This is a genomic window from Paenibacillus sp. Y916 (genome assembly GCF_056786435.1).
In genome coordinates this window covers 155,922-180,246 of the sequence record NZ_JBXCJA010000004.1, presented here as the reverse complement: position 1 = coordinate 180,246, position 24,325 = coordinate 155,922, and the positions used below count along the sequence as shown (strand labels likewise).

Sequence of the window (24,325 nt, the reverse complement as noted above, 5' to 3'; positions counted from 1 at the left end):
TCGTAATACGGGCTGTTCAGAGAGAGGGAACATAGGCTGTAATTCCCTTCAGTAACCGACGTTGGTTTACCCCTTTGTAGCTGCGATTATGAACTTCTTCATCAGTTGATTGAAGAACAGTAAGAAGCGCCGGTTCATTACCGTTATATAATGCTGATGAAGGACATGATTTTACATTCAATTTTCGTAAGAATGTATATTCAACTGTTAAATTAGGGTGGAACCACGGGTGATAACACTCGTCCCTTTACCGGGACGGGTGTTTTTTTGTGTGCCTTCTCGGAAATATACAAAGAAAATAGGAGGAATTGAAATGACAGTAAGCATCAAGTTACCGGACGGTTCAGTTCGGGAATACGCAGAAGGCAGTAACATTGAAGACGTAGCTGCGTCAATAAGTAGCGGTCTGAAGAAGAACGCAGTAGCCGGCAAATTGAATGGCGTTGTGGTGGATTTATCCACTGTGTTAGAAGAAGGAGCGCTTATCGAAATAGTGACGTTGGATTCGCCAGAAGGCGTTGAAGTTATGCGTCATAGTACAGCGCATGTGATGGCGCAAGCTGTGAAGCGTTTGTTCGGTAATAAAGAGGTACAGCTTGGAATAGGCCCGGTCATTGAGGATGGGTTCTACTATGATATGGATTTAGAGCATTCCCTTAATCCGGAAGATCTGCAGAAAATAGAGAAAGAAATGGAACGTATCATCGGTGCGAACTTACCAATTACTCGTAGAGAAGTCAGCCGTGAAGAAGCTTTACAGATTTTTGGTGAACTTGCTGACCCGTACAAGATCGAATTAATTAATAATTTACCTGAAGATAGCATCATTTCGATGTACGATCAAGGTGAGTTTTTCGATCTTTGCCGTGGACCACATCTTCCATCAACAGGAAAGATTAAAGTATTCAAATTAATGAATGTTGCTGGTGCATATTGGCGTGGGGATAGCAAGAATAAGATGCTTCAACGAATTTATGGAACGGTCTTTCCTAAAAAGGCGCAATTGGATGAGTACTTACATTTCTTAGAGGAAGCGAAGAAACGTGATCACCGTAAATTAGGAAAAGAATTAAAAATCTTCACATTTTCTTCATTGGTGGGTCAAGGTCTTCCAATGTGGTTACCAAAAGGTGCGAAATTACGCCGGACGCTGGAACGTTATATTGTTGATATGGAAGAAAGTCTAGGGTATCAACATGTATACACTCCAGTGCTCGGTAATGTCGAACTTTACAAAACATCGGGACATTGGGAGCATTATCAAGAGGATATGTTCCCTAAAATGGAACTTGATAACGAAGAATTAGTACTTCGTCCAATGAACTGTCCGCATCATATGATGGTATATAAGAGTGATATGCACAGCTATCGTGATCTACCGATCCGAATTGCGGAGTTAGGTACGCAACATCGTTATGAGATGTCAGGTGCACTAACAGGTCTGCATCGTGTACGCTCCATGACGTTGAATGACGCTCATATCTTCTGCCGTCCGGATCAGATTAAAGATGAATTCAAAAGAGTTGTGACACTGATTCAAAAGGTTTACGAGGATTTTGGAATCAAGGAATATCGCTTCAGATTGTCTTATAGAGATCCTCAGGATACAGAGAAGTATTGGCCAGATGATGCAATGTGGGAAAACACACAACGTATTCTCCGTGAAGTCGTTGAAGAGATGGGGCTTCCATTCTTTGAAGCAATAGGTGAGGCTGCGTTCTACGGTCCGAAATTGGATGTGCAGGTTAAGACAGCACTGGGTAAGGAAGAGACATTATCTACGACACAAATTGATGTTCTGTTACCAGAACGCTTCGAATTAGAATATGTAGGGGATGATGGACAGAAGCATCGTCCAGTCGTTATTCACCGTGGTATTCTTGGAACGATGGAACGAATGACAGCATTCTTATTAGAGAACTTTGCGGGTGCGTTACCGCTTTGGTTGTCGCCTGTTCAAGTGAAGGTTATTCCGGTATCTGGTGCCTTTGAAGGTTATGCGAATGAGGTTGTAGACAAGTTGAAACTTAACGGTATTTCGGTTGAAGGTGACCTACGTAATGAAAAACTTGGATACAAAATTCGTGAAAGCCAACTGGAGAAGATTCCGTATATGTTCGTAGTAGGTGAGAATGAAATGACAACTGGCACGGTTTCAGTTCGTAAACGTGGAGAAGGCGATATAGGAGCTAAATCCCTTGATGAGGTTATTTCCATGCTGAAAGATGAAATCGATAATCACCGAATCTCCTAACACTAAATAACAATTATTTATTTATAAACCTCTGTCATCGTATGTATACTTATCTGTTTATGTGGGAACCCTCGATAGTAAGGGGGAGATTTCCATATGAATCAGGTAACAACATGGCAGAGGATTTTGTTATGTGTATTTTTGCTAAGTATGATTGATGGGGGAAATAAGTTATATGCTTCGATGAGTTTCACAGAATGCGGTGAGTTAGGAATATCTACAAATAAATGTTACCAGCAACAGATGTATTATAGTCAACAAATGAAGAATAATGTTAACTTGAACAATGTTCGCACACAAACCAATAACGTGCAGAATGTTAAGATAAAACCAGGGAATACAACAGAGGATAAGTCACTTCCAGTATCTGCGCCTAGCCAAGAGCAAGTTATTCGAACGGTTAAGGTAGTGGCGACCGGTTACACGGCTGGATATGAATCAACAGGTAAAAGACCGAATCACCCACAATATGGAATTACCTATTCAGGTGTGAAGGTGCAACGGAATAAAAATAAAGTATCCACGATTGCAGCCGATCCCAAAGTGTTCCCACTAGGAAGTATTCTTTATATCCCTGGTTATGGCTACGGTATTGTTGCTGACACAGGATCAGCTATCAAAGGACATAAGATTGATTTATATTTTGCGACAACGAAGCAGGTATATAAAGAGTGGGGGAAGAAAGACGTTAGCGTACAAGTAATTAAACGTGGAAATGGCAAGTGTACTGAGCAAATGTTGCAGAGACTTGGTACAGCGATTGAGACTTATAAATCCCTACCAGCCTCTGTGCTAGAAGAAGCTATTTGACGGATTTCCAAGCCAGCGTGTACGAGTTCATGTTGGTGTTAAATCCTCTGCATAAATTTCTGAGTGGATGACATACTAATGAATGGGATAAGATGTGACCCCAATTCAAGTTGTCGACAGGCAGAAATAATGAGGAGGTGGATATCCGTGGAAAAGGGCCAAAACCAAAATTTTAAATCAAAACAAAAGAAAGTGCAAGAAAATTATAAAACTCCGAATGAAAAGTTTAACGCTGAATTTGCCGAGGAAAATGGTCAAATTGAGAAGAAGAATAAAGTTCAAGAAAACTATAAAACTCCGAATGAAAAGTTTAATGCGGAGTTTGAATCTAAAGAATAATGATTCTACATGTTTGTGTAAAGAGTGCCCATGCCGCTACTACAGCGGTATGGGCATTTTTGGTTTATCCATCTCATCCTCTAGACTGAGAGAATATCATTCTAGCGCATGTATCCGAAATAAAGAGTCTGTTGTACACTTATAATAATATATGAGGAAAAGGGGATTTGAACATGAAAAAGGGATGGGTTGATCGAAGTATCGGCGGATTAGTACTTATCGGAATAGGGGTAATATTTCTCCTTCAGCAAATGAATATAGTGGATATCAGTATTGGATCTATTATTTCTACGTATTGGCCGCTAATCTTAATATATGCAGGTATAAAAAATCTGTTGACGTTACGTAATGAAGGGAGTTCTTTTGTAGGAGGCTTCGTTCTCCTTGCTATTGGATGTTATTTTCAAGCGCGGGCGTTGGACTGGATTATCTTGACTCCAGGTGATTTTTTTAAGTTCCTAGTTCCTGGTTTTCTAATTGTGGCGGGTCTTGCCGTTATATTTAAACCGCAACGCCGTCATTCTATTTCGGGGAAGAAGATGAAGTCTACGATCGAACCGAACGTGCAACCACAGGAACCATCTGAGCTACCTAACTTATCTAATATATCGGATTTGCCGAATGGAGAGTCCCAATCAACATTAGATAAACAATTTGAAGAGAAATTCGGTATGTCTTTTGGAAGTAAGAAACATGTAGATTCGGATGAAGCAGAAGATTTCGATAACAATAAAAAGGGTAATTCCTATGATGATAGACGAAAAAGACATTATTCGAAAGAAAATTATGGTGACGGTGAGAAGATTAACAAGTCCACTTTCATTGGCGATACGCATATGGGACGGGAGTATTTCGAGTTGAAGCCTACGAATATCTCTCAGTTTATTGGTGACACAGTACTTGATCTGACGAAAGCTCAAATTCCTTATGGTAAGACTAAGATTAATATTTCAGCGTTCATTGGAGATATCAAGATCTATGTTCCCGATGATATGGATTTAGGTTTCAAAATTAATGCCAGTTCTTTCATAGGAGATATGTCGATATTATCCGAAGATAAGAGTGGATTTATTAGCAATATTTCATCCTCAACCCCATATTTCAAGGAAGCTAATAAAAAAATAATTATTACTGTTAGTGCTTTTATTGGAGATATTAAAGTGAATACGGTAGCTTAAGCCAATGCTGAAAATAATTAAGAGTACTAAATGGTTGTTGTTGTTGTATTTCTTGCTAAGTGGAGTTGTAATGGCTGGAGTTATCTATGCTGGGAGTTATATGGGATACATTGAGATCAAAGATAGTGTGATGTGGGTATATTATTCACTTGGAATCATTGTGTTTACTGTCGTCATAGGTTATATGGCAGGACAGCGTATTCAGCGGGGAATTGACGTTCTGGATCTTAATATGCTGCAGGTGGCTAAGGGCAACTTATCTGTGCGGATGCCACTTGCGGATGATCAATCCTTTGCACGCGTATATCACGAATTCAATACGATGATGGATGCTGTGGAGAAAAAGATGAAGTTATTGCAACGGTTAGGCGCTCAAGAAGTGATGGAGAAGGAGAAAGCAGCAGAGAATGCTGTTATTGAAGAGCGTCGCAGGATGGCTAGAGATCTCCATGACACAGTGAGTCAACAGCTGTTCGCCATACATATGTCTGCCTCAGCTCTGCCCAAAGTAATGATCCACAACGAAGAGCAGGGCAAGCTTGTACTGGAACAACTCATTGAAATGTCACATATGGCACAGAAGCAAATGCGCGCACTCATCGCTCAACTGCGTCCCGTGGAACTTGAAGGGAAGAGTCTTGCAGAGGCACTGGAGAAATGGTTCCCAGATTATTGTCGCCAGAATGGGCTAAAGGGGATGAAGGAGCTTGAAATGCAAGGGAATATGTCGGAAGCTATTGAGCATCAACTATTCCTTATTATTCAAGAGGCAATGGCTAATATTGTGAAGCATGCACAGGCGGGGTTAGTGAGCATGTCTTTACGTGAGGGAACACATCAGGTCGTGCTCAGTCTTAGTGATGATGGTCGTGGCTTTAATGGAGGCGTGCAGAAGCAAGGTTCTTATGGGCTTATGACGATGCGAGAGAGGGCGGAGAAGCTGGGGGGGCAAGTAGAGATTATTAGTAAAGAAGGTGCAGGGACAACGATTCGGGTACATATACCTAAATTTACGCCATTGGAACATGAACAGGATGACGCTATTTTTGAGGGGGAACTGTAAGTATGGAAGATAAAATTAAGATACTGCTTGTAGATGATCATGATATGGTAAGAATGGGTCTGAAAACATATTTAATGCTAGAACCCAAATTCGAAGTGATTGGTGAAGCGAAGGATGGTCAAGAAGTTCTCGGAATGTTGAGAAATGAATTATTAGAAAGTCCGCCCGATTTAATATTGATGGATCTTATGATGCCTATTATGAATGGTGCCGAGACAACCAAAGTGGTCATGAAAGAATATCCTGAGATGAAGATTGTTATATTAACTAGTTTCCTTGAGGATAATCTAGTGGTTGATGCTATCGAAGCAGGTGCTGTTAGTTATGTGTTAAAGACTGTATCAGCAGATGAATTGATCTATGCGTTACAAGGTGCATTTCGGGGTATGCCCGTCATGACAGGGGATGTTTCTCAAGCTCTAACTCGAGGAATTCGTAACCGCATGGTTGAAGCAGATTCCTCTAATCTTACAGAGCGTGAGAAAGAAGTGCTTCTCCTAATAGCTGAAGGGAAAAGTAATAAGGATATTGGTGAAGAACTACATATTAGTATTAAGACGGTGAAAACGCATGTTAGTAACTTGTTAATGAAATGCGAATTGGACGATCGTACGCAACTTGCCATTTATGCTCATCGAAAAGGATTGGTTTAGTTGTGAAATAAATACATAAGTCGTTTGAATATGTTTTATCTCTCTTTAAATTGTTTTTAATGTGACGTTAAGGTTCATAGTACATGATAAGAACAGTTAAATAATATCCCACTTACAACAGTAAGATTAGGGTATAGGAGGTAACAAAACATGGACGAACGCGATAATAAATTTGGACAGTTGGACGACGAATTGGATCAAGAAATGGCAAAAGGTAATGAGTCTTCAGATTCAGGTTCTTATTATTATTCCTACGGACCATTTCAATCCATAGGTAAAGATAGCGTGTTAAAGAATAATGCAGATTCCAATAATTATAAGGAACGTGAGGAAGTGGAGATTACTCAACCTCAACCACTACGTAACTTACCTGTAGAGAATTCATTTAATTCATTCCGGCATTCCCAAGATGGAGGCAATAATGGCTTTGGTGGGAATGGTAACTGGCAGTATAATCAAAAGCCAAAAAGCTCAGTTAAAACGATATTGGTATCCTTCTTAGCAGGTATGGTTGTGATTACGTCATTAATGTTCACAGCGGATCGAATGAACTTATTCACACCGGACACGCCAATAGCGGCGCTTGCTCCAGTTGAGACAAGTACAGCAGTAGCAACATCGCTGCCTTTAACGAATTCCGGAAATGTCTCAACGGTATTTAAACAGGCAAGTCCTGCGGTGGTGAAGATTGCAACATTCGTGAAGTCTGGAAATAGTAATCAGACTAATCCATATTCTAATGATCCTTTCTCCTATTTCTTTGGTGATCAATTCGGGGGGAATAGCAAAAACAATAATGGCGATTCATCCTCACAATCCGAATCAGATTCAGACAAGTTGATTGCTTATGGTATTGGTTCAGGATTTATCTATAACGCAGAAGGATATATATTGACGAATCAACATGTTATCGGTGGTGCAGATGTTATCCAGGTGACAATAGAAGGGATTACCAAGCCTTATGAAGCTAAGTTGCTTGGATCAAGTAAAGATCTCGATTTGGCAGTTTTGAAGATTGAAGGAGATAATAACTTCCCGATTGTTCCAATGGGAGATTCAGATCGTGCTGTCATTGGCGAGAGTCTCGTAGCTATCGGTAATCCTCAAGGCTTTGACCATACCGTTACGTCCGGTGTACTTAGTGCCAAGGAACGTACGATTGAAATCGCTGAAGAAGATGGTAGTGGTACGCGCAAATATGAGCATTTACTACAAACAGATGCTTCTATAAATCCCGGTAACTCTGGTGGTCCGCTTCTGAATCTGAGCGGTGAGGTTATCGGAATGAATGTTGCAGTTAGTGCAGATGCACAAGGAATTGGGTTCGCAATACCGACAACGGTTATTAAAGGAGTCTTAGATAAGCTTGAGAATAATCAAGAAATTCCGAAAACTCCAGTTCCATTTATTGGTGCATCTTTAATTACGATGACTGAAGAAGTGGCCAAACAAATGGAAACGACGGTGGAAGAAGGATCGCTAGTTGCAGATGTTATTTTTAAATCTCCAGCTTATGTAGCCGATCTTCGTCCATATGATATCATTACTGGAATCAATGGGACCAACTATGCTGCAAGGGAAGAGTTGATCGAATTCATTCAGAAACAGGGAATAAACACTGAAATAACGCTTAACATTGTAAGAGATGGAAAGAGTATGGATCTGCCAGTATCGATTGGGGATAAGAACGGATTTGATGTCTCGACAACACGGTAATAAGGTGGATCAATGAATAGCGGAAGGGAAATACTCCTTCCGCTATTTAAATATGGTTTAATAGTAATATGAATGAATCACGATTCGTTAATAATAAAGGGGTTGTAATCTATGCGTTCGACTATTTTACTGATTGATGATGATGAGAAGATTATATCTATGTTGCGTAGAGGATTAGCCTTTGAAGGGTATGATATATTAACAGCAATGAATGGTGCAGAGGGATTGAATATTCTATTAAGCAGTGAACCTGACCTTGTTGTATTGGATGTCATGATGCCAAAAGTGGATGGGTTTGAAGTGTGTCGACGACTTCGAGAAGGAGGGAGTAAGGTTCCTATTCTGATGTTGACTGCTAAAGATGAGATTGAACATCGAGTGAAGGGATTAGATCTGGGTGCAGACGATTATTTAGTTAAGCCATTTGCACTAGAAGAACTCCTTGCTCGTGTACGTGCATTACTTCGTCGTAAACCAGGAGCCAATGAATCAGGAGAGCCAATACTCAGCTATGAAGATATCATATTGGATATGGATGCTAGGGAAGTGCTTCGAGCAGGTATTCGGTTGGAATTAACAGCTAAGGAATTTGAGTTGCTGAATTTATTCATGCAGAATCCAAAGCGAGTGCTATCTCGTGATTTGATTATGGATAAGATATGGGGATATGACTACAGTGGCGAGTCCAATGTATTGGAAGTGTATATTGCCATGCTCCGTCAAAAAGTAGAGGAGCACGGAGGCAAGCGAGTTATTCAAACCATTCGAGGAGCTGGATACATTCTAAGAGGAGACACATAACATGTCTATTAGATTTAGACTTACTGCATGGTATTCGGCGATTTTAGCGGTGACGCTGATCATATTCGGCTCTGCCATCTATGGTGTTATCTACTTCGATACATACAATGAAGTGGAGAAACGTATTCAACAGCAGCGTCTACGCATTGATCCATATCCATCTATTAGAGTAGATTGGAATAAAGGAACATTTGATATCAGGTTTAAAGAGCCAAGTACCATTCAAGAAAATCAGATCTTTGCACAGATACACGATTATTATACAGGAGTAAATATAGCAGATCAAAACTTGAAGGGACTAGGGATAGAGATTCCTATTCCGTCAGTCGATCCAGAAAAAATCATGAAAAGTATAAGTCATGTCCAAATTGAAGGTAAACCATTCTTCGTATATCAGGAGCCTATTATTGCTGAAGGAGGGACTGTCATTGCTCTTCTCCAGATCGCTGCTTATACAGGATCTGAACAGAACCTATTAAATGGCCTTCAGAACATACTCGTTATGGGCTCGGCGATCATGATCATTATTGCTTCGAGCTTAGGATTATTTCTTGCACATAAATCTATTCGTCCTATAGGTAAAGTGATTGAGGCTGCCAATCAAATTCAGAAAGGTGCAGATCTTAGCTTACGGATTGAGTACAATGGTCCTCAGGATGAAATTGGTCAGCTAATTGGAACTGTCAATAATATGCTTAGTCGTATGAATGGATTCTATAAGGAGTTAGAAGATGCTTATGCAGCACAGCGGAGATTCGTCTCGGATGCTTCACATGAACTAAGAACACCACTTACGACGATCCGAGGGAATGTTGACTTACTCCAAAAGGTGTGGGATGAGGAGTTTGGCGATCGTCCTAATATGGATGAAGGGACATTACGATTGATGTCTAACGAAGCGCTTAGTGATATTGCCGATGAAGCTAAACGAATGAGCCAACTTGTGAGCGATATGCTGTCATTAGCACGCGCAGATACAGGACAGACATTTGAGAAATCACCAGTACCCCTTGAGCCATTAGTTGAGGAAGTTGCACGGCGTGCGCAATTTCTTCCTCATCAGGCAAAATGGATAATAGGAAATTTATCCACATTAAATGGAATTTATGTGCTTGGGAACAAAGATTATTTACAACAGGTGCTGTTCATTTTCATTGAGAATGCATTTAAGTATACTCCCGAAGGGCAAGTATCTCTGGATGCATTTCGTTATCAAGGACAAATTGGGATCCGAATAGCAGATACAGGGATTGGGATGAATAAGGAAGATGTTCCGCTTATATTTGAACGGTTCTATCGTGCTGATCAATCTCGAGGTATAACAGAAGGGATTGGACTAGGATTATCGATTGCGAAGTGGATAATAGATGAAATGGATGGCTCCGTTGAAGTGGTTACGAAACTTCATGAGGGGAGCACGTTCATCATCTGGTTGCCGATGATCTTTAATGTCCCTTTGGAATGAGGTATAATGGATAAAAGGTAAGCCTATGAAAAGAGGTTATTGATATGGAAGTACTTAGAATTTCTCCAAGAGGTTATTGTTATGGCGTTGTTGATGCCATGGTTCTTGCTCGCAAAGCAGCTCAGAACTTAGATCTTCCCCGTCCTATATATATATTGGGCATGATTGTTCATAATAGCCATGTCACGAATTCGTTTGAAGATGATGGCATTATAACACTAGATGGTACGAACCGTCTTGATATACTAGATAAGGTAGAGAGTGGGACTGTTATATTTACTGCTCATGGTGTGTCTCCAGAAGTGCGTAAGATTGCTAGAGACAAAGGATTAACAACAGTTGATGCTACTTGTCCTGATGTCACAAGGACGCATGTTCTTATCGAGGAAAAGGTTAAGGATGGATTTGAAGTGATTTATATTGGCAAGGATGGTCATCCTGAGCCAGAGGGTGCCATTGGTATTGCGCCTGAGCATGTACATCTTATTGAAAAAGAAGAAGAGATTGAAGATCTTCAAATAAATACGACACGTATTGTGATTACGAATCAGACGACGATGAGCCAATGGGATATTAAACATATTATGAAGAAGTTGTTAGAAAAATTCCCTACTGCTGAAGTTCATAATGAAATCTGTTTCGCGACACAAGTGCGTCAGGAAGCTGTGGTAGAACAAGCTGGGCAAGCAGATCTTCTTATCGTAGTAGGAGATCCGAAGAGTAATAATTCCAATCGTCTTGCACAAGTGTCTGAGGAAATTGCTAATGTTAAAGCATATCGAGTAAGTGATGTGACAGAAGTTAAGCGGGAATGGCTTGAAGGAATCGCGAAGGTTGCGGTCACATCGGGTGCATCGACACCGACACCGATTACGAAGGAAGTTATAGCCTATTTGGAGCAGTATGACCCCAATAATCAGGATACATGGGAAATTAAGCGAACAGTTAATATGAAAAAATTGCTACCCACTGTTAAAGCGAAGAGTGAAGCTACCACTTAAATGATGATGAATGAAGGAGTTATTCTAAAGGCCAAGAAAGCCTTTTAGGATAACTCCTATTTTAATTATAAAAAAATCAGCTGCACTTGATACTCTACTCTATTCCTTATATTTTCGCTGAAACAGGTGCTTTAAAGTGATACGACACCCACCAAATTCCATAAAACTCTTAAATTATGGATGTCATTCAGTGAAATGGGCATAGAATGAGGATGTTAGAGTGATGAACAAAGCTTCGCGCATGAAGGTAGTGAAAGTGAGGCTAGAATAGATGCATAGAGTACATTTAATTAGCAGAAAAATTAGGGGAAGTGAGTATTAGTTGTAAAAATACACTTAGAAGTGGAAATAACGCTGAAAAGTAGAACTTTCAGTAATTTAGATGCAGTTTTGCAATTAAAATTGGCTGAAGATGACAAAGGCAGAATTTAGATGTATACAATGCAGCTGGATGCATAGCGAAGCTAGAAGACAGCTATTGGCGAAATCCAATGACTGAAGCTCTGTGAATAACACAGTTACTATCAGTAGTAATAGGCGATTGAGAAAGGGGGCTGAGGCACGGTAACCTCAGTCCTTTACTCTACAGTGCTAATGGATAGAGGTGAAAGGTGATTATTAGTGTTGCAACACATACCTGCCAGCGATGCAAAGGCCGCTTCTGCACAACATGCTCTTGCGACGAAACGGAAGAATGGAGCCGTATGTTGCTAGAAGATGTCATTCAAGTTAAACATCGAATAGTTAAACTTCTACGTACCGATTATCCGCATTATTGATATCGTATTGTAAGAAGTCGATCTTTAGATCGGCTTTTCTTAAATAATAGAAGACAGTAGATGTTTCGTCTTTCACCTTGACGGCGAAGGGGGAGTTGATGTATATTTACTTTAGCGCTTAAAAGCTTAAAAGCGTTTAAGCGTCTAAGTGAGATGTGGATTGAATTATTAAGCGAATAAATAAAAAGTAATCACTATCTAAGCAGTGGATTAATTCTGTTGCCTTTAAATAAGGAAAGGATGATGAACATTATGATCGTTATTATGTCAAACGTAACACCAAATGAACAAATTCAGGAAATCGTGAGGGTCATTGAGAAAGAGGGGCTACAGGCACATGTATCCCAAGGAGCAGACCGTACTGTGATTGGTCTAATTGGTAGTGTTGATCCTAAACTTGCTGAGCATTTACGCCAGATGACAGGTGTAGAGAACGTAGTCAAAATTTCTAAGTCGTACAAATTAGCTAGTCGTGATTTCCATCCGGAAGATACCATTATTGATATTAATGGTGTGAAGATTGGCGGGAAAGAAATCGTTATTATGGGTGGACCATGTGCCGTAGAATCCGCTGAACAAATTGATGAAATAGCTGCATTAGTCAAAGCTGCTGGAGGCCAGGTGCTAAGAGGTGGAGCCTTTAAACCACGTACAGGACCATATAGTTTTCAAGGTGTTGGAGTAGAAGGTCTTATTATGATGCAAGAAGCAGGGAAGAAACATGGTTTGTTAACAATTACTGAAGTGATGACACCTGAATATGTGGATGTTTGCGCTGAATATGCCGATATATTACAGATCGGAACCCGTAATATGCAGAACTTCGACTTACTTCGTAAGTTAGGAACTTGTGGTAAACCCGTTCTTCTTAAACGTGGTTTCAGTGCAACGTATGACGAATTGCTAAATGCTGCAGAGTATATTCTTGCTGGAGGAAATCCCGATGTTATGCTCTGTGAACGTGGGATTAGAACATTCGAATCCTATACACGAAATACACTTGATTTAACTGCGATACCAGTATTACAACAATTGAGTCACCTTCCAGTCATTTCGGATCCAAGCCATGGTACTGGACGACGTGAATTGGTAGAGCCAATGTCGAAGGCATCCATTGCTGCGGGTGCAAACGGACTGATTGTTGAGATGCATACCGATCCCGATAATTCGATGACAGGCGATGGCGTACAGTCACTATTCCCAGATCAATTTGCAGCGTTACTTAAAGATTTAGAGAAACTAGCACCTTTGGTAGGAAGATCATTCAATACAGAGAAAGCACCTGCTGAGTTTTTCTCTACAAGAGCATAATTAATATATTTATATTACTCTTTGGCTTCATCTACCCAGTAAGTCCGGTTTAATGAACCGAACTTACTGGGTCTTTTGATGGATACGTTGATCCTATTGGATTACAAGTATTTCATTCATCATTCCAATAAATATAAGCAAATGAACCAATAAAAAAATTAAATGTCCCAGTATATGTTAGAACATGGGGAATATACTTGCTGAGGTGTTAGAATACTGCTATCATAACGTTATTATAATAGAAGATAGAGAAAGGGTGGGAGTACTGATGAGTAAGAGAGCCTATAATTTTAATGCAGGACCTGCTGCGTTACCGCTTGAAGTTCTTGAACGTGCACAAGCTGAATTTGTAGATTTTAGAAATACAGGCATGTCAATTATGGAGATGTCTCATCGGGGTAAAGTGTACGAAGAAGTGCATAATGAAGCAGAGAGTCGTCTGTTGTCATTACTCGGTGGTGGGAAAGGATATAAAGTTCTATTCTTGCAAGGTGGAGCTAGTACTCAGTTTGCTATGTTGCCTATGAATTTGCTTCCTAAAGGCAAGGTTGCTAGTTATGTACACACTGGAAGTTGGGCAGATAAAGCAATCAAAGAAGCGAAATTGATTGGTGAGACACAAATAGTAGCTTCATCAGAGGCTAATAAATTCATGTCTATTCCTGATCTGAGTGGGATTCAATTGTCTAATCAGACAGCTTATCTGCATGTGACTTCTAATGAAACAATTGAAGGTACACAATATCAAGTATTCCCAGATACAGGAGATATTCCGTTAATTGCCGATATGTCGAGTGATATTCTTAGTCGTCAATTAGACTTGAATCAATTCGGACTTATTTATGCAGGTGCTCAGAAGAACCTAGGACCATCAGGTGTAACAGTTGTTATTGCTCGGGAAGAAATGATCTCTAACTCACCGAAGGATATTCCAACGATGTTGCGGTACAGTACACATCAGTCGAATAACTCACTTTATAACACGCCGCCTGCTTTCTCTGTTTATATGGTTAATGAAGTTCTGAAATGGATCGAAGAGCAAGGTTCATTGGCAGGAATGGAGAAGATTAATCGGAAGAAAGCACAGTTAATCTATGATACAATAGATAACAGCGGAGGATTCTATCGCGGTCCTGTTGAACCAGGAAGCCGTTCCATTATGAACGTTACATTCCGTCTGACTTCTGAGGAGTTGGAGACGCAGTTCATTAAAGAATCAGAAAAGGAAGGCTTCGTAGGACTCAAAGGACATCGTAGTGTGGGTGGATTGCGCGCCTCGATCTATAATGCTGTTCCTTACGAGAACTGTAAAGCATTAACGGACTTCATGATACATTTTCAAAAAAGTAACGGGTAATCGAAGTCGATAGTTCTATTGATTAAGATGTAATCTTTGCCCTTCGCCAATGGTGGAGGGCTTTTGCTGTGGAACAAACAGGGGTATAATAACAATAAATCGAAGAGGTGGGGGATATCATCATGGCATTACATATTGTGCTCGTAGAGCCAGAAATACCGGCTAATACAGGGAATATATCAAGAACATGTGCTGCGACAGGTGCTCATTTACATTTGGTTCACCCGTTGGGATTCAATACTGATGATTCAGCATTGAAGAGAGCGGGTCTGGACTATTGGCATGCTGTTCATATTGAGCATCACGATTCTTTTGCAGAGGTTCAAGAGAAATATGCAGGAAGTCGCTTCTTCTATGCATCAACCAAGGCGACGATGAGATATAGTGACTTTGAATATCAGGATGGTGACTTTTTTGTATTTGGAAAAGAGACAAAGGGACTTCCACAACAATTACTTTCAGCGAATCTAGATACATGCATAAGGTTGCCAATGGGTGATCTGGTTAGATCATTAAACTTGTCTAATTCTGCAGCAATTGTCGTTTATGAGGCATTAAGGCAGCTAGATTTCGCGAATTTACAATAATTTTGTCGAGTGAAGCAGGATTCGACGTAATTATATCGAACTATTAGGTATTACCTATTTATTTTGCTGTGAAAGTATGATTTGTTTCTTTAGACCTATTTTTTTGAGTGTTTTATAATTAATTATTGATAGGAGAGTGTAGTACCAATATGAAACCTGCCGGTGTGGTTCGTAAAGTGGATCAACTGGGAAGAATCGTTCTACCTAAATCACTGAGAAAGAGATATCAGATGAATGAAGGAGACCCAGTAGAGATCTTGGTTCAGGGAGATCACATTATTTTGGAAAGATATCGTCCGAAATGTGTGTTCTGTAGTTCGGTAGCAGAAGTCAGCTTATTTAAAGAACGTTTTATTTGTGAACAGTGTCAGTCAGATATGATGCAATTAATAAAGGCCTAGTATAAGTAACAGAAAGCATTGCGACATTGTCGCAATGCTTTTTTTTGTGGTAGTTGCTCAATGAAAAAAAGAGGATTCCTCGAAGTGAGGAATCCTGATAGTACTTACTAGCTTATAGGCCTTTAGTTTTATCCTCGTTATAAGATGATGTGAGGATGCCAGTCATGAATAGAACGAGTACTAATGTAACAATCCAAAAAGTTAATGAAAATGACATCATGGACACCTCCTGTACAAATACATTGCTATCTGTATTATACCCAGACATCGTATAAAAATAAATGGTAGTTTCACTAAAATTTTATTTCATGAAAAAAATGGGGTATGAACGTGGCAATGTCTCCATCATATCATTTTAGACAAAGTGATGACAGTATAGGTGAACATTAGTATTTATGATGAATAGTCATAATTTTGTCTGCGTAGGAATACCTATTAGTGCGAGTTCAAAAAGTCAGCTTTTCAGCAAAATGCAAAGGAGGACGTACATGAAATATTCTTTTTCTTCTCGTATGGAATGGATAATGTCGGCCCCATTCAACAATATTAGATCGCATCCCCAGCAGAGCTCATTTATATCACTAGCAGATGAATGGCCAACTTCAGATATATTTCCTCTGACATCCTTGTATTCTGCTACAACGGATGTCCTCTTAAGTCTTCCGCAGGCTCTTCAATATGGTAATGTAGAAGGGTATACACCTCTTCGTGAATGGCTCCAGTCAGAGTGGAAACAACATAAACAGCTGGACTTGGATATGAACCAAATCCTAATGATAACAGGTAGTGAACAAGCGCTGGATTTGTTGATGCGGGTATACGTAGATATAGGAGATAATGTACTTATTGAGAATCCAACGTCACCCATTAGCTTACAAATTCTAAGAATGCAAGGAGCAAATATTATTCCGGTTGAGGGGGATCGGGAGGGGGTGCTCATTCAACGTTTAGCTGAGTTAATTGAGAGGCATCATCCGAAGCTTTTATTTGTAACTCCCAATTTCACCAATCCGACAGGAGCTCTATGGAGCTTGGAACGGCGCAAGCAGGTATTAGATTTATGTCGAGCCCATGGGGTATTCATTGTGGAAGATGATTCTTATGGTGATTTGTATTTCGAAGAGAATAAGGAGAATGAACCATTCAGCAGACGGTATCCGTCCTTAAGTGCACTGGACGATCACGGAAAAGGTGGACAAGTGCTTTATATAGGATCGTTCAGTAAAACGGTGGCACCAGGTCTTTGCACTGGCTTTGCAGCTGGTCCTAGCAAGTTGATTGATATGATGGGGGTAGCTAAACAGTGGTTGGATCAGCAATGCTATAACTTGAACCAACGACTGCTGTACCAAATGCTTACATCAACAACTTTTAATTGGCATGAACATATTACTTTACTGAGGCGTGAATATAGTACACGTCTAAGATTGATGACGGAGTTACTAAAGCGCCCTACCTGGAGGAAGTGTAAATACAACCTACCTTCTGGTGGAATGTTTCTATGGATTCAATTGCCCGAGGGCATGCGAAGTGAAACATTATTGAAGTGTTCTATTAGTAAAGGCGTATCATTCTGTATCGGGACGCATTGCTATACGGACAAGACTATGGGAATGGATGTCATTCGTCTTAATTTCACTCATCCAAGACGAGATGAATTGTTACTTGGTATGAATCTATTAAGTGAGGCAGTGAATGAATTTACTGCTAGAAGCTAGTCATTTTCTGTGTCCATGCGGTATTCTACCGGTGTAGACAATGTGTGAAGTGATGCAGATACTTCTAACACGTTTTGATACTTAATCAAATCAGAGATTCCTAATGGAGTGAGAACATAGCGACCGCGAGATACACGCTCAAACCAGCCATAATAGTTTTTCTGCAGGATTGAGGAGGCGGTACCAATGCCTGTCATCTCGCGCAATGAAGCTGGGGACAACCCACTAGAATCAGCATGTCGTAACGGTAGAGCGATACGCAGAGCTCTTTCTCGGTACGAAGTGATCAACTTAGTACGATTACTTCCACCTATATTATAATCACCGCTTCGTTCATGAAACTCATCTACTAAACGTGATTGACGTCGTTTACTTCTCGGTAGCGGTTTGACCTGATCCGTAGGTTGGGTGAGTATCTCAACAAATGGTTTCTTCGTTTTGTAAAATGTTATTGTAATTAATCCGAGTCCTAAACGTCGACAAAGCGCCGATAGCTCCCCCCAACGTTGGTTTACAGCCCCGCGCTTGGTTCGACTACGTTCAACAGCTAAATATACGTTAGAGCTCATTTTGAGGCGTTCCATTCCTTGCAGTAACAGCGAGAGATTGAATGTCTTCTTCATTTCCACAATTAATGGATCTGCTAACTCATCCTTCACTCCGACCAGATCACAAAGGCGAACTTCCCCTTTAATGATATACCCTTGTTGCTCAAAGAACTGCTTCAAAGGTTCATACAGTTCAGTTTCGTATTTCACAGCCATACGGATGCACTCCTCGAATGTATTTCAATCGTTTATTAATAATGATCCATTATACCATCTCCCAAAAGACAAACTCCATATATCAAAAAAATAGGTCAACTAAACCGACTTTCTAGCATAGGTATGTAATACACTTTTCAATCGAGATAGGAGTTCACAACATAGTTATAGGAGGTACCAATCATGGATATTTTTGAACGTGTGGCAGCGTATAGGGCAGAAAGTGATCAGTTGGAGTGGAGTGGCACATGTAAAGAATATATTGAATTACTGCGTAAAGATCCGACTCCGGCCATGACTGCACACGCTCGTGTGTACGAAATGATCCGATCTTATGGGGTTGAAGTGGTTAATGGGCATAAGCGGTATAAGTTCTTTGAACAAGAGATTTTTGGATTAGATAGTGCTGTTGAGAAGCTAGTGGAGGAATATTTCCATTCATCAGCAAGACGCCTAGATGTCCGTAAGCGGATACTATTGCTTATGGGACCTGTAAGCGGTGGGAAGTCAACCTTGGTAACACTTTTAAAACGTGGAATGGAGAAATTCTCAAAGTCATCTCAGGGCGCTGTGTATGCCATTGACGGTTGCCCCATGCATGAAGAACCACTACATTTAATTCCATTGGAATTACGTCCTGAAGTAGAAAAGGAACTAGGCGTGAGAATTGAAGGGAGTTTGTGCCCTTCTTGCCAAATGAGGCTTAACACGGAATATGATGGTGATATTGAGAAAGTGCGAGTAAAGAGAGTGTTAATTTCTGAAGAGGGACGTGTGGGGATTGGAACGTTCAGTCCTTCGGATCCTAAATCGCAAGATATAGCTGATCTTACGGGTAGCATAGACTTCTCCACAATTACAGAGTTTGGGTCAGAATCTGATCCACGAGCGTATCGTTTCGATGGAGAGTTGAATAAGGCGAATCGCGGGATAATGGAATTCCAAGAAATGCTCAAATGTGATGAAAAGTTTCTGTGGAATTTATTATCGTTGACTCAAGAGGGGAATTTCAAAGCAGGGAGATTCGCGTTAATATCGGCGGATGAAATGATTATTGCCCATACAAATGAATCTGAGTATAAAACATTTATCTCTAATAAAAAGAATGAAGCTTTACAATCACGTATGATCGTCATGCCTATACCGTATAATTTGAAGGTATCTGATGAAGAGAAAATATATGCTAAATTAATTGATCAAAGTGATATGAAACATATACACATCGCACCACATGCATTACGCGCTGCTGCAATCTTCTCGATTCTGACTCGTCTGAAGGAGACCAAGAAACAAGGGATGGACCTCGTCAAAAAAATGCGGATGTACGATGGGCAGGAAGTGGAGGGGTATAAGGAAGCGGACTTAAGAGAGATGCAGAGTGAATTTTTGGACGAAGGAATGTCTGGAGTAGATCCGCGTTATGTGATCAATCGGATATCAAGTGCTCTCATCAAGCAGGATCTCCATTGCATTAATGCACTGGATGTACTACGAGCAATCAAAGATGGGTTAGATCAGCATGCCTCTATAACGAAAGAGGAACGCGAACGATACCTTAATTTTATTGCTATAGCCCGTAAAGAGTATGATGAATTGGCGAAAAAGGAAATACAAAAGGCATTCGTCTATTCTTTTGAAGAGTCTGCCAAAACATTATTTGAGAACTACCTTGATAATATTGAAGCTTTCTGCAATTGGTCTAAAATACGCGATCCGCTTACGGATGAGGAAATGGATCCGGATGAAAGACTGATGCGTTCTATAGAAGAGCAGATTGGTGTGTCAGAAAATGCAAAAAAGGCATTTCGGGAAGAAATTCTGATCAGGATCTCTGCGTACTCACGCAAAGGTAGGAAGTTCGAATACAATCATCATGATCGGCTTCGGGAAGCGATTGAGAAGAAGTTATTTGTGGATCTGAAGGATATTGTGAAGATTACGACTTCAACAAAGACCCCAGATGGAAATCAGTTAAAACGAATGAATGAGGTAAGCAGACGCCTTATTGAAGATCATGGTTATTGCCCAATATGTGCAAATGAGTTGCTGAAATATGTGGGAAGCTTATTGAATCGATAGTTAAACGAAAGATGTTAACAAAAGTTTGTACTTCTACCCTGTATTCTCTTCAATGGAGATTACAGGGTTTTTATAAACACAAGAAAGTATAAGTTCTACTTGATTTGTAAAGTCATACCGTTTCAGAACGTTTTAAGTTATAATGATTGATAAATGACATGTTGTTCAGATATGACAGAGAGTAGGTTGAGTTAGTAGTGACTTCTATTCATGATGTTGCAAAGGAAGCAGGCGTTTCGATTGCAACCGTATCCAAAGTAATTAACAATTATACAGATGTCAGCGATAAAACAAGAAAAAAGGTTAAGTTAGCTATTGAATTATTGAAGTATCAACCAAATGTAGTTGCGCGAGCATTAGTCACAGGGCGTTCTTGGACCGTAGGTGTCTTGATTAATATTCCATTTACGAATCCCTATGTGGCCGAATTGTTAGAAGGAATTAAGACTGCTTTAGAGCATAGCGGATATGATCTTATGCGTCTTTCGACCCGACTTGATGACCCTAATTATTCTTTTATAGATCATTGTCAGAGTCGTAATTTAGACGGGGTTGTTGTATTTGGAGTAGAATATGATAATCCAAATTTGGAACAACTGATTCAATCAGAAATTCCAACTATGTTCGTGGATACAGCATTGATGGGGAAGCGCGCGGGATACATTACTACGGATAATGAAAAGGCAGTTGAAATAGCAGTTCAACACTTATATGATTTGGGGCATCAGAGAATTGCATATATATCTGGCGTATTGGGTCATGTGATGTCAGATAGTAGATATGGTGGATATAAACAACGATTAGATGTATTAAATATCCCTTATAATCCATCTTATTTTGAATTATGTGATTATTCATTTGATGGGGGAAGTCTCTCAATGAGGAAGTTACTCTCTTTGCCGGTGCCTCCGACAGGTATCATATGCACTTCTGATATGGCAGCTTTTGGCGCGATCCACGAAATCGAAGAGCAAGGGTTGTCTGTTCCAGATGATATTTCAGTTATAGGATTTGATAATACATATTACGCCCAAGTGTTTAAACCGGCGCTTACTACCATTAATCAGAATACGCATAGCATTGGGATAAGAGCGATAGAGAATCTGATTAAGATGATTGAGAAATCGGATACACCGCCACCTATTCTTACTGAGCCGTCTAGTTTGGTTATAAGGCAGTCTACTGGAATAGTAAGGGAACCGTAAATAAGGAACACTATAAGGATACCTAGGCTTATAGGTGACTTATAGTGTTCCTTATTATTTATTTACATAAATCTTCGGATACTCTTAGATCCGTCATAACTAAACAACACCGTCTTTTCCTCCATGATCGTTTCTACATGAATAGTTCTACCCCAAAGCTTATGAACATAAGGTAGCGTTCGATCGACATACTTTAAATCCAACTCAACACCTTCATACATGTGTTTGATATAGAGTTCGCCATTGTCCATATAATTCCCATTTTGAACAACTAGGTAAGGGAAACCGCCATTCACGCGGGAGTAGACAAGCTGATCTCGAATGTTCTCCCATGTTTTGTCGGTTATTTTCCACTCAACGCCCTTTTTCTCAAATACATATAAGTCTAGATCATTGACTAGATCTTTTGTCATATAATTGCGAATAAAGGAGGTGTCAGAATCTAGCTCTCGTACCTCGAAGATTTTGGCTCGACCTTGACCGGGTTTTCTAGAGGGTTGATGCGGATTTAAGTTCGAAGGCGAATCCCAGCGTTTCTCAATATCCTCAAATATTTTTAATCCTAAGTAGTAGGGATTCAAGCTATTCTTGGAAGGCTGTACAACGGAAGAATTGAGCTTAGCATACTCGATGGTTTCCTCTGATGTTAGGTCTAATTCGCGTAGAATTCTTTGATGCCAATAGCTGGCCCAACCCTCATTCATAATTTTAGTTTCCATTTGCGGCCAAAAGTATAGCATCTCATCTCGTAGCATCGTAAGGATATCACGTTGCCAAGGTTCCAAATGAGAAGAGTACTCTTGGATGAACCAAATGATATCCTTCTCCGGATGAGGTGGGAATACAGTCGTTTTGTCCTCGGGTGTTTGATCATGCTTATGTTCATTATCAAGATCCCATAAATCCTCAAACCCAGTTACTTGTTGAGCGGGCTCTTTATTGTAGGAATCTTTCTTACCATCACTATTTAGATCGTATCGATTCTGACGGTAAGGCCGAACTAATTCTGGATCTACATGCTCCTGAATAGCTAAGACGGCATCAAGAAATTCCTCAACGACTTGACTGCCATATTTTATCTCATACTGGCTAATTCGTTCCGCTGTGGCTGACATACTATCGACCATAGCGGGGTTTGTTTTGCGAAAACGTGCATTATTCTTGAAAAAGTCACAGTGAGCAAGGACATGTGCCACAATTAGTTTGTTCTGAATTAATGAATTTCCATCGAGCAGGAATGCATAGCAGGGATTAGAATTGATGACAAGCTCATAAATTTTAGATAAACCAAAATCGTACTGAGTTTTCATCTTGTGGAATGTTTTACCGAAAGACCAGTGGGAGAACCGGATCGGCATCCCGTAGGCGCCAAAAGTATAAATAATTTCAGCAGGGCATATTTCGTATCTCATAGGATAAAAGTCGAGTCCGAACCCAGTAGCAATCTCAGTGATTTCTGCAATGGCACGTTCTAATACGGTTATTTCATCTTGATGCATGTGAAGTTCTTCCCCCCTTTCTGGAAGGAGAAATTTAGATACCTTCTATGTCTATGAGGGGAAACAACGAGATATTCAATGGATTATGGGCATTCTATTCCTAACTACAAGAAAGAAGGATGTCTAATGATCACAAATAACGATATAATAGCTATATAGAGGAAGTTCAAAAAGTCACCTTTTGATCACGAAGTATAGCGAGGAGCGTATTCGACATCGAATATTGAATTCAGCCGGTCCTTCCGGTGCTCACGTAGGTACTGCCTACGCTCCGCTCCTCACTCCCTATCTTCATTCAATCTTCTCGGTGCTGAAAAACTGACTTTTTGAACACGCTATATAGTGTTTCTATTTTATGCTGGAGGATAACTCATGACATTAATTAATACGTTAACGAATCAAGAAGAGTTTACTGGATACTACTTATTGAAAGAATTAGAAGTGAAGCAAACGAATGGGACTCCACCGAAGGATTATTTCGATATCGTGCTTGGAGATGCCAGTGGTCAGCTTTCGGCAAAGTATTGGGATGTTAAACCAATGGAGAAAGAGACATTTTTTCCTATGGACCTAGTTAAAGTTCAGGGAGTCGCTCATGTGTATCGAGAAAGGTTGCAAGTGAAAATAATGAAGATACGGAAGGTAACAGACGAAGATGGTATTTCGATTACCGATTTTATTCGTGCTGCACCTGTTCTTCCGGTGGATCTCTTATTTACGATTAAGCAGGCAATAGAAAGTATCAATGATACTGAGATGAGAACGATCGTGAATTACTGTGTTACTAAAGTTGAAGGGAAATTAATGCATTATCCCGCCGCCAAAATGCACCATCATGCTTTTTACGCTGGTCTGGCTTACCATATTGTACGGATGTTGGAACTAGGAGACTTTATTTGCAAGCAGAGACCTTTTCTCAATGCGGATCTGATCAAGGCAGGTATTATACTTCATGACATAGCCAAAACAGAAGAGATGACAGCTGAACTAGGCATCGTGAAGGAATACAGTGTTCAAGGGAAGCTTCTTGGTCATATCTCAATGGCATCGAACTGGATTACGGAAGCAGCTATTCGAAGTGAGATTGATCAACATTCCGAGAAAATGATCTGTTTACAACATATGGTTTTATCTCATCATAACTTAGGAGAATGGGGTAGCCCTGTTCAACCACAAATGGCTGAAGCTGTAGCCCTTCACTTCATAGATGCGATGGATGCTAAGTTGCAAATGGTAGAAGATGCGCTAGATACAACACCACAGACGGAAGAATGGACCCCTTTTATTCGTGGATTGGAGAACAAGGCAATCTATCGTATGAAGTCGTAGGTCGTTTAATAGGAGC

General features: G+C 40.1%; 20 protein-coding genes and 1 pseudogene. 19 read left to right on the top strand and 2 right to left on the bottom strand.

Annotated elements, in window-relative coordinates:
* Positions 1-313: 313 nt before the first annotated feature.
* The 16 genes and pseudogenes from thrS to AC1TO9_RS11460 all read left to right on the top strand — a co-directional run bounded on the left by thrS (position 314) and on the right by AC1TO9_RS11460 (position 17,433).
* The gene (thrS, locus tag AC1TO9_RS11535) at positions 314-2,254 is read left to right on the top strand and encodes a threonine--tRNA ligase (RefSeq protein ID WP_482055494.1); all 1,941 of its coding nucleotides are present in this window, start codon (positions 314-316) and stop codon (positions 2,252-2,254) included.
* Positions 2,255-2,350: 96 nt separating this feature from the next.
* Positions 2,351-3,064, top strand: a complete 714-nt coding sequence (locus AC1TO9_RS11530) for a 3D domain-containing protein (protein WP_482055495.1) — start codon at positions 2,351-2,353, stop codon at positions 3,062-3,064.
* Positions 3,065-3,211: 147 nt separating this feature from the next.
* Entirely contained in the window at positions 3,212-3,403 is a 192-nt protein-coding gene (locus tag AC1TO9_RS11525; RefSeq protein WP_482055496.1) for a hypothetical protein, read from the top strand.
* A gap of 173 nt (positions 3,404-3,576) precedes the next feature.
* The gene (gene liaF, locus AC1TO9_RS11520) at positions 3,577-4,581 is read left to right on the top strand and encodes a cell wall-active antibiotics response protein LiaF (RefSeq protein ID WP_482059228.1); all 1,005 of its coding nucleotides are present in this window, start codon (positions 3,577-3,579) and stop codon (positions 4,579-4,581) included.
* 4 nt (positions 4,582-4,585) lie between these two features.
* Positions 4,586-5,644, top strand: coding sequence for a sensor histidine kinase (locus tag AC1TO9_RS11515; protein ID WP_482059227.1), 1,059 nt, complete (start codon positions 4,586-4,588; stop codon positions 5,642-5,644).
* Positions 5,645-5,646: 2 nt separating this feature from the next.
* The gene (locus AC1TO9_RS11510) at positions 5,647-6,297 is read left to right on the top strand and encodes a response regulator (protein WP_482055499.1); all 651 of its coding nucleotides are present in this window, start codon (positions 5,647-5,649) and stop codon (positions 6,295-6,297) included.
* Positions 6,298-6,447: 150 nt separating this feature from the next.
* Positions 6,448-8,013, top strand: a complete 1,566-nt coding sequence (locus AC1TO9_RS11505; protein WP_482059226.1) for a S1C family serine protease — start codon at positions 6,448-6,450, stop codon at positions 8,011-8,013.
* A gap of 111 nt (positions 8,014-8,124) precedes the next feature.
* Positions 8,125-8,814 (top strand): response regulator transcription factor, encoded by a 690-nt coding sequence (locus AC1TO9_RS11500; protein ID WP_482059225.1) that lies wholly within the window; start codon positions 8,125-8,127, stop codon positions 8,812-8,814.
* Position 8,815: 1 nt separating this feature from the next.
* Positions 8,816-10,279, top strand: coding sequence for a sensor histidine kinase (locus AC1TO9_RS11495; protein ID WP_482059224.1), 1,464 nt, complete (start codon positions 8,816-8,818; stop codon positions 10,277-10,279).
* Positions 10,280-10,323: 44 nt separating this feature from the next.
* On the top strand, positions 10,324-11,280 hold the full coding sequence (locus tag AC1TO9_RS11490; RefSeq protein ID WP_482059223.1) for a 4-hydroxy-3-methylbut-2-enyl diphosphate reductase: 957 nt from the start codon (positions 10,324-10,326) through the stop codon (positions 11,278-11,280).
* Positions 11,281-11,924: 644 nt separating this feature from the next.
* Positions 11,925-12,026: pseudogene (locus AC1TO9_RS11485) on the top strand (transposase zinc-binding domain-containing protein); the annotation flags it as partial.
* 285 nt (positions 12,027-12,311) lie between these two features.
* On the top strand, positions 12,312-13,370 hold the full coding sequence (gene aroF / locus AC1TO9_RS11480; RefSeq protein ID WP_482059222.1) for a 3-deoxy-7-phosphoheptulonate synthase: 1,059 nt from the start codon (positions 12,312-12,314) through the stop codon (positions 13,368-13,370).
* A gap of 268 nt (positions 13,371-13,638) precedes the next feature.
* On the top strand, positions 13,639-14,727 hold the full coding sequence (serC, locus tag AC1TO9_RS11475; protein WP_482059221.1) for a 3-phosphoserine/phosphohydroxythreonine transaminase: 1,089 nt from the start codon (positions 13,639-13,641) through the stop codon (positions 14,725-14,727).
* Between the two features lie 122 nt (positions 14,728-14,849).
* The gene (gene trmL, locus AC1TO9_RS11470) at positions 14,850-15,314 is read left to right on the top strand and encodes a tRNA (uridine(34)/cytosine(34)/5-carboxymethylaminomethyluridine(34)-2'-O)-methyltransferase TrmL (protein ID WP_482055505.1); all 465 of its coding nucleotides are present in this window, start codon (positions 14,850-14,852) and stop codon (positions 15,312-15,314) included.
* Between the two features lie 149 nt (positions 15,315-15,463).
* A complete protein-coding gene (locus AC1TO9_RS11465) occupies positions 15,464-15,715 on the top strand; it encodes an AbrB/MazE/SpoVT family DNA-binding domain-containing protein (RefSeq protein WP_482055506.1) in 252 nt (83 codons plus the stop codon).
* Positions 15,716-16,203: 488 nt separating this feature from the next.
* Positions 16,204-17,433, top strand: coding sequence for an aminotransferase-like domain-containing protein (locus AC1TO9_RS11460; protein ID WP_482059220.1), 1,230 nt, complete (start codon positions 16,204-16,206; stop codon positions 17,431-17,433).
* Here AC1TO9_RS11460 and AC1TO9_RS11455 read toward each other — a convergent pair.
* A complete protein-coding gene (locus tag AC1TO9_RS11455) occupies positions 17,430-18,197 on the bottom strand; it encodes a DUF2161 domain-containing phosphodiesterase (protein ID WP_482055508.1) in 768 nt (255 codons plus the stop codon). The two genes, AC1TO9_RS11460 and AC1TO9_RS11455, sit on opposite strands and share 4 nt — an antisense overlap.
* 183 nt (positions 18,198-18,380) lie before the next feature.
* Between AC1TO9_RS11455 and AC1TO9_RS11450 the strand changes: the two genes are divergently transcribed.
* Complete coding sequence (locus AC1TO9_RS11450; RefSeq protein WP_482059219.1) at positions 18,381-20,276, top strand: PrkA family serine protein kinase; 1,896 nt, start codon at positions 18,381-18,383, stop codon at positions 20,274-20,276.
* 197 nt (positions 20,277-20,473) lie between these two features.
* A complete protein-coding gene (locus AC1TO9_RS11445; RefSeq protein ID WP_482055510.1) occupies positions 20,474-21,481 on the top strand; it encodes a LacI family DNA-binding transcriptional regulator in 1,008 nt (335 codons plus the stop codon).
* A gap of 62 nt (positions 21,482-21,543) precedes the next feature.
* Here the strand turns inward: AC1TO9_RS11445 and AC1TO9_RS11440 are convergent, their stop codons facing one another.
* Entirely contained in the window at positions 21,544-22,980 is a 1,437-nt protein-coding gene (locus AC1TO9_RS11440) for a SpoVR family protein (protein ID WP_482059218.1), read from the bottom strand.
* Positions 22,981-23,352: 372 nt separating this feature from the next.
* On the opposite strand from AC1TO9_RS11440, the gene AC1TO9_RS11435 reads away from it, so the two are divergent.
* Entirely contained in the window at positions 23,353-24,309 is a 957-nt protein-coding gene (locus tag AC1TO9_RS11435) for a 3'-5' exoribonuclease YhaM family protein (protein ID WP_482055512.1), read from the top strand.
* Positions 24,310-24,325 lie beyond the last annotated feature (16 nt).

Excerpts from the sequence above, each read along its gene's own strand:
- thrS (WP_482055494.1), top strand. The coding sequence starts at position 314 with ATGACAGTAAGCATCAAGTTACCGGACGGTTCAGTTCGGGAATACGCA.
- AC1TO9_RS11530 (WP_482055495.1), top strand. The coding sequence starts at position 2,351 with ATGAATCAGGTAACAACATGGCAGAGGATTTTGTTATGTGTATTTTTG.
- liaF (WP_482059228.1), top strand. The coding sequence starts at position 3,577 with ATGAAAAAGGGATGGGTTGATCGAAGTATCGGCGGATTAGTACTTATC.
- AC1TO9_RS11515 (WP_482059227.1), top strand. The coding sequence starts at position 4,586 with ATGCTGAAAATAATTAAGAGTACTAAATGGTTGTTGTTGTTGTATTTC.
- AC1TO9_RS11510 (WP_482055499.1), top strand. The coding sequence starts at position 5,647 with ATGGAAGATAAAATTAAGATACTGCTTGTAGATGATCATGATATGGTA.
- AC1TO9_RS11505 (WP_482059226.1), top strand. The coding sequence starts at position 6,448 with ATGGACGAACGCGATAATAAATTTGGACAGTTGGACGACGAATTGGAT.
- AC1TO9_RS11500 (WP_482059225.1), top strand. The coding sequence starts at position 8,125 with ATGCGTTCGACTATTTTACTGATTGATGATGATGAGAAGATTATATCT.
- AC1TO9_RS11495 (WP_482059224.1), top strand. The coding sequence starts at position 8,816 with ATGTCTATTAGATTTAGACTTACTGCATGGTATTCGGCGATTTTAGCG.
- AC1TO9_RS11490 (WP_482059223.1), top strand. The coding sequence starts at position 10,324 with ATGGAAGTACTTAGAATTTCTCCAAGAGGTTATTGTTATGGCGTTGTT.
- aroF (WP_482059222.1), top strand. The coding sequence starts at position 12,312 with ATGATCGTTATTATGTCAAACGTAACACCAAATGAACAAATTCAGGAA.
- serC (WP_482059221.1), top strand. The coding sequence starts at position 13,639 with ATGAGTAAGAGAGCCTATAATTTTAATGCAGGACCTGCTGCGTTACCG.
- trmL (WP_482055505.1), top strand. The coding sequence starts at position 14,850 with ATGGCATTACATATTGTGCTCGTAGAGCCAGAAATACCGGCTAATACA.
- AC1TO9_RS11465 (WP_482055506.1), top strand. The coding sequence starts at position 15,464 with ATGAAACCTGCCGGTGTGGTTCGTAAAGTGGATCAACTGGGAAGAATC.
- AC1TO9_RS11460 (WP_482059220.1), top strand. The coding sequence starts at position 16,204 with ATGAAATATTCTTTTTCTTCTCGTATGGAATGGATAATGTCGGCCCCA.
- AC1TO9_RS11455 (WP_482055508.1), bottom strand. The coding sequence starts at position 18,197 with ATGGCTGTGAAATACGAAACTGAACTGTATGAACCTTTGAAGCAGTTC.
- AC1TO9_RS11450 (WP_482059219.1), top strand. The coding sequence starts at position 18,381 with ATGGATATTTTTGAACGTGTGGCAGCGTATAGGGCAGAAAGTGATCAG.
- AC1TO9_RS11440 (WP_482059218.1), bottom strand. The coding sequence starts at position 22,980 with ATGCATCAAGATGAAATAACCGTATTAGAACGTGCCATTGCAGAAATC.
- AC1TO9_RS11435 (WP_482055512.1), top strand. The coding sequence starts at position 23,353 with ATGACATTAATTAATACGTTAACGAATCAAGAAGAGTTTACTGGATAC.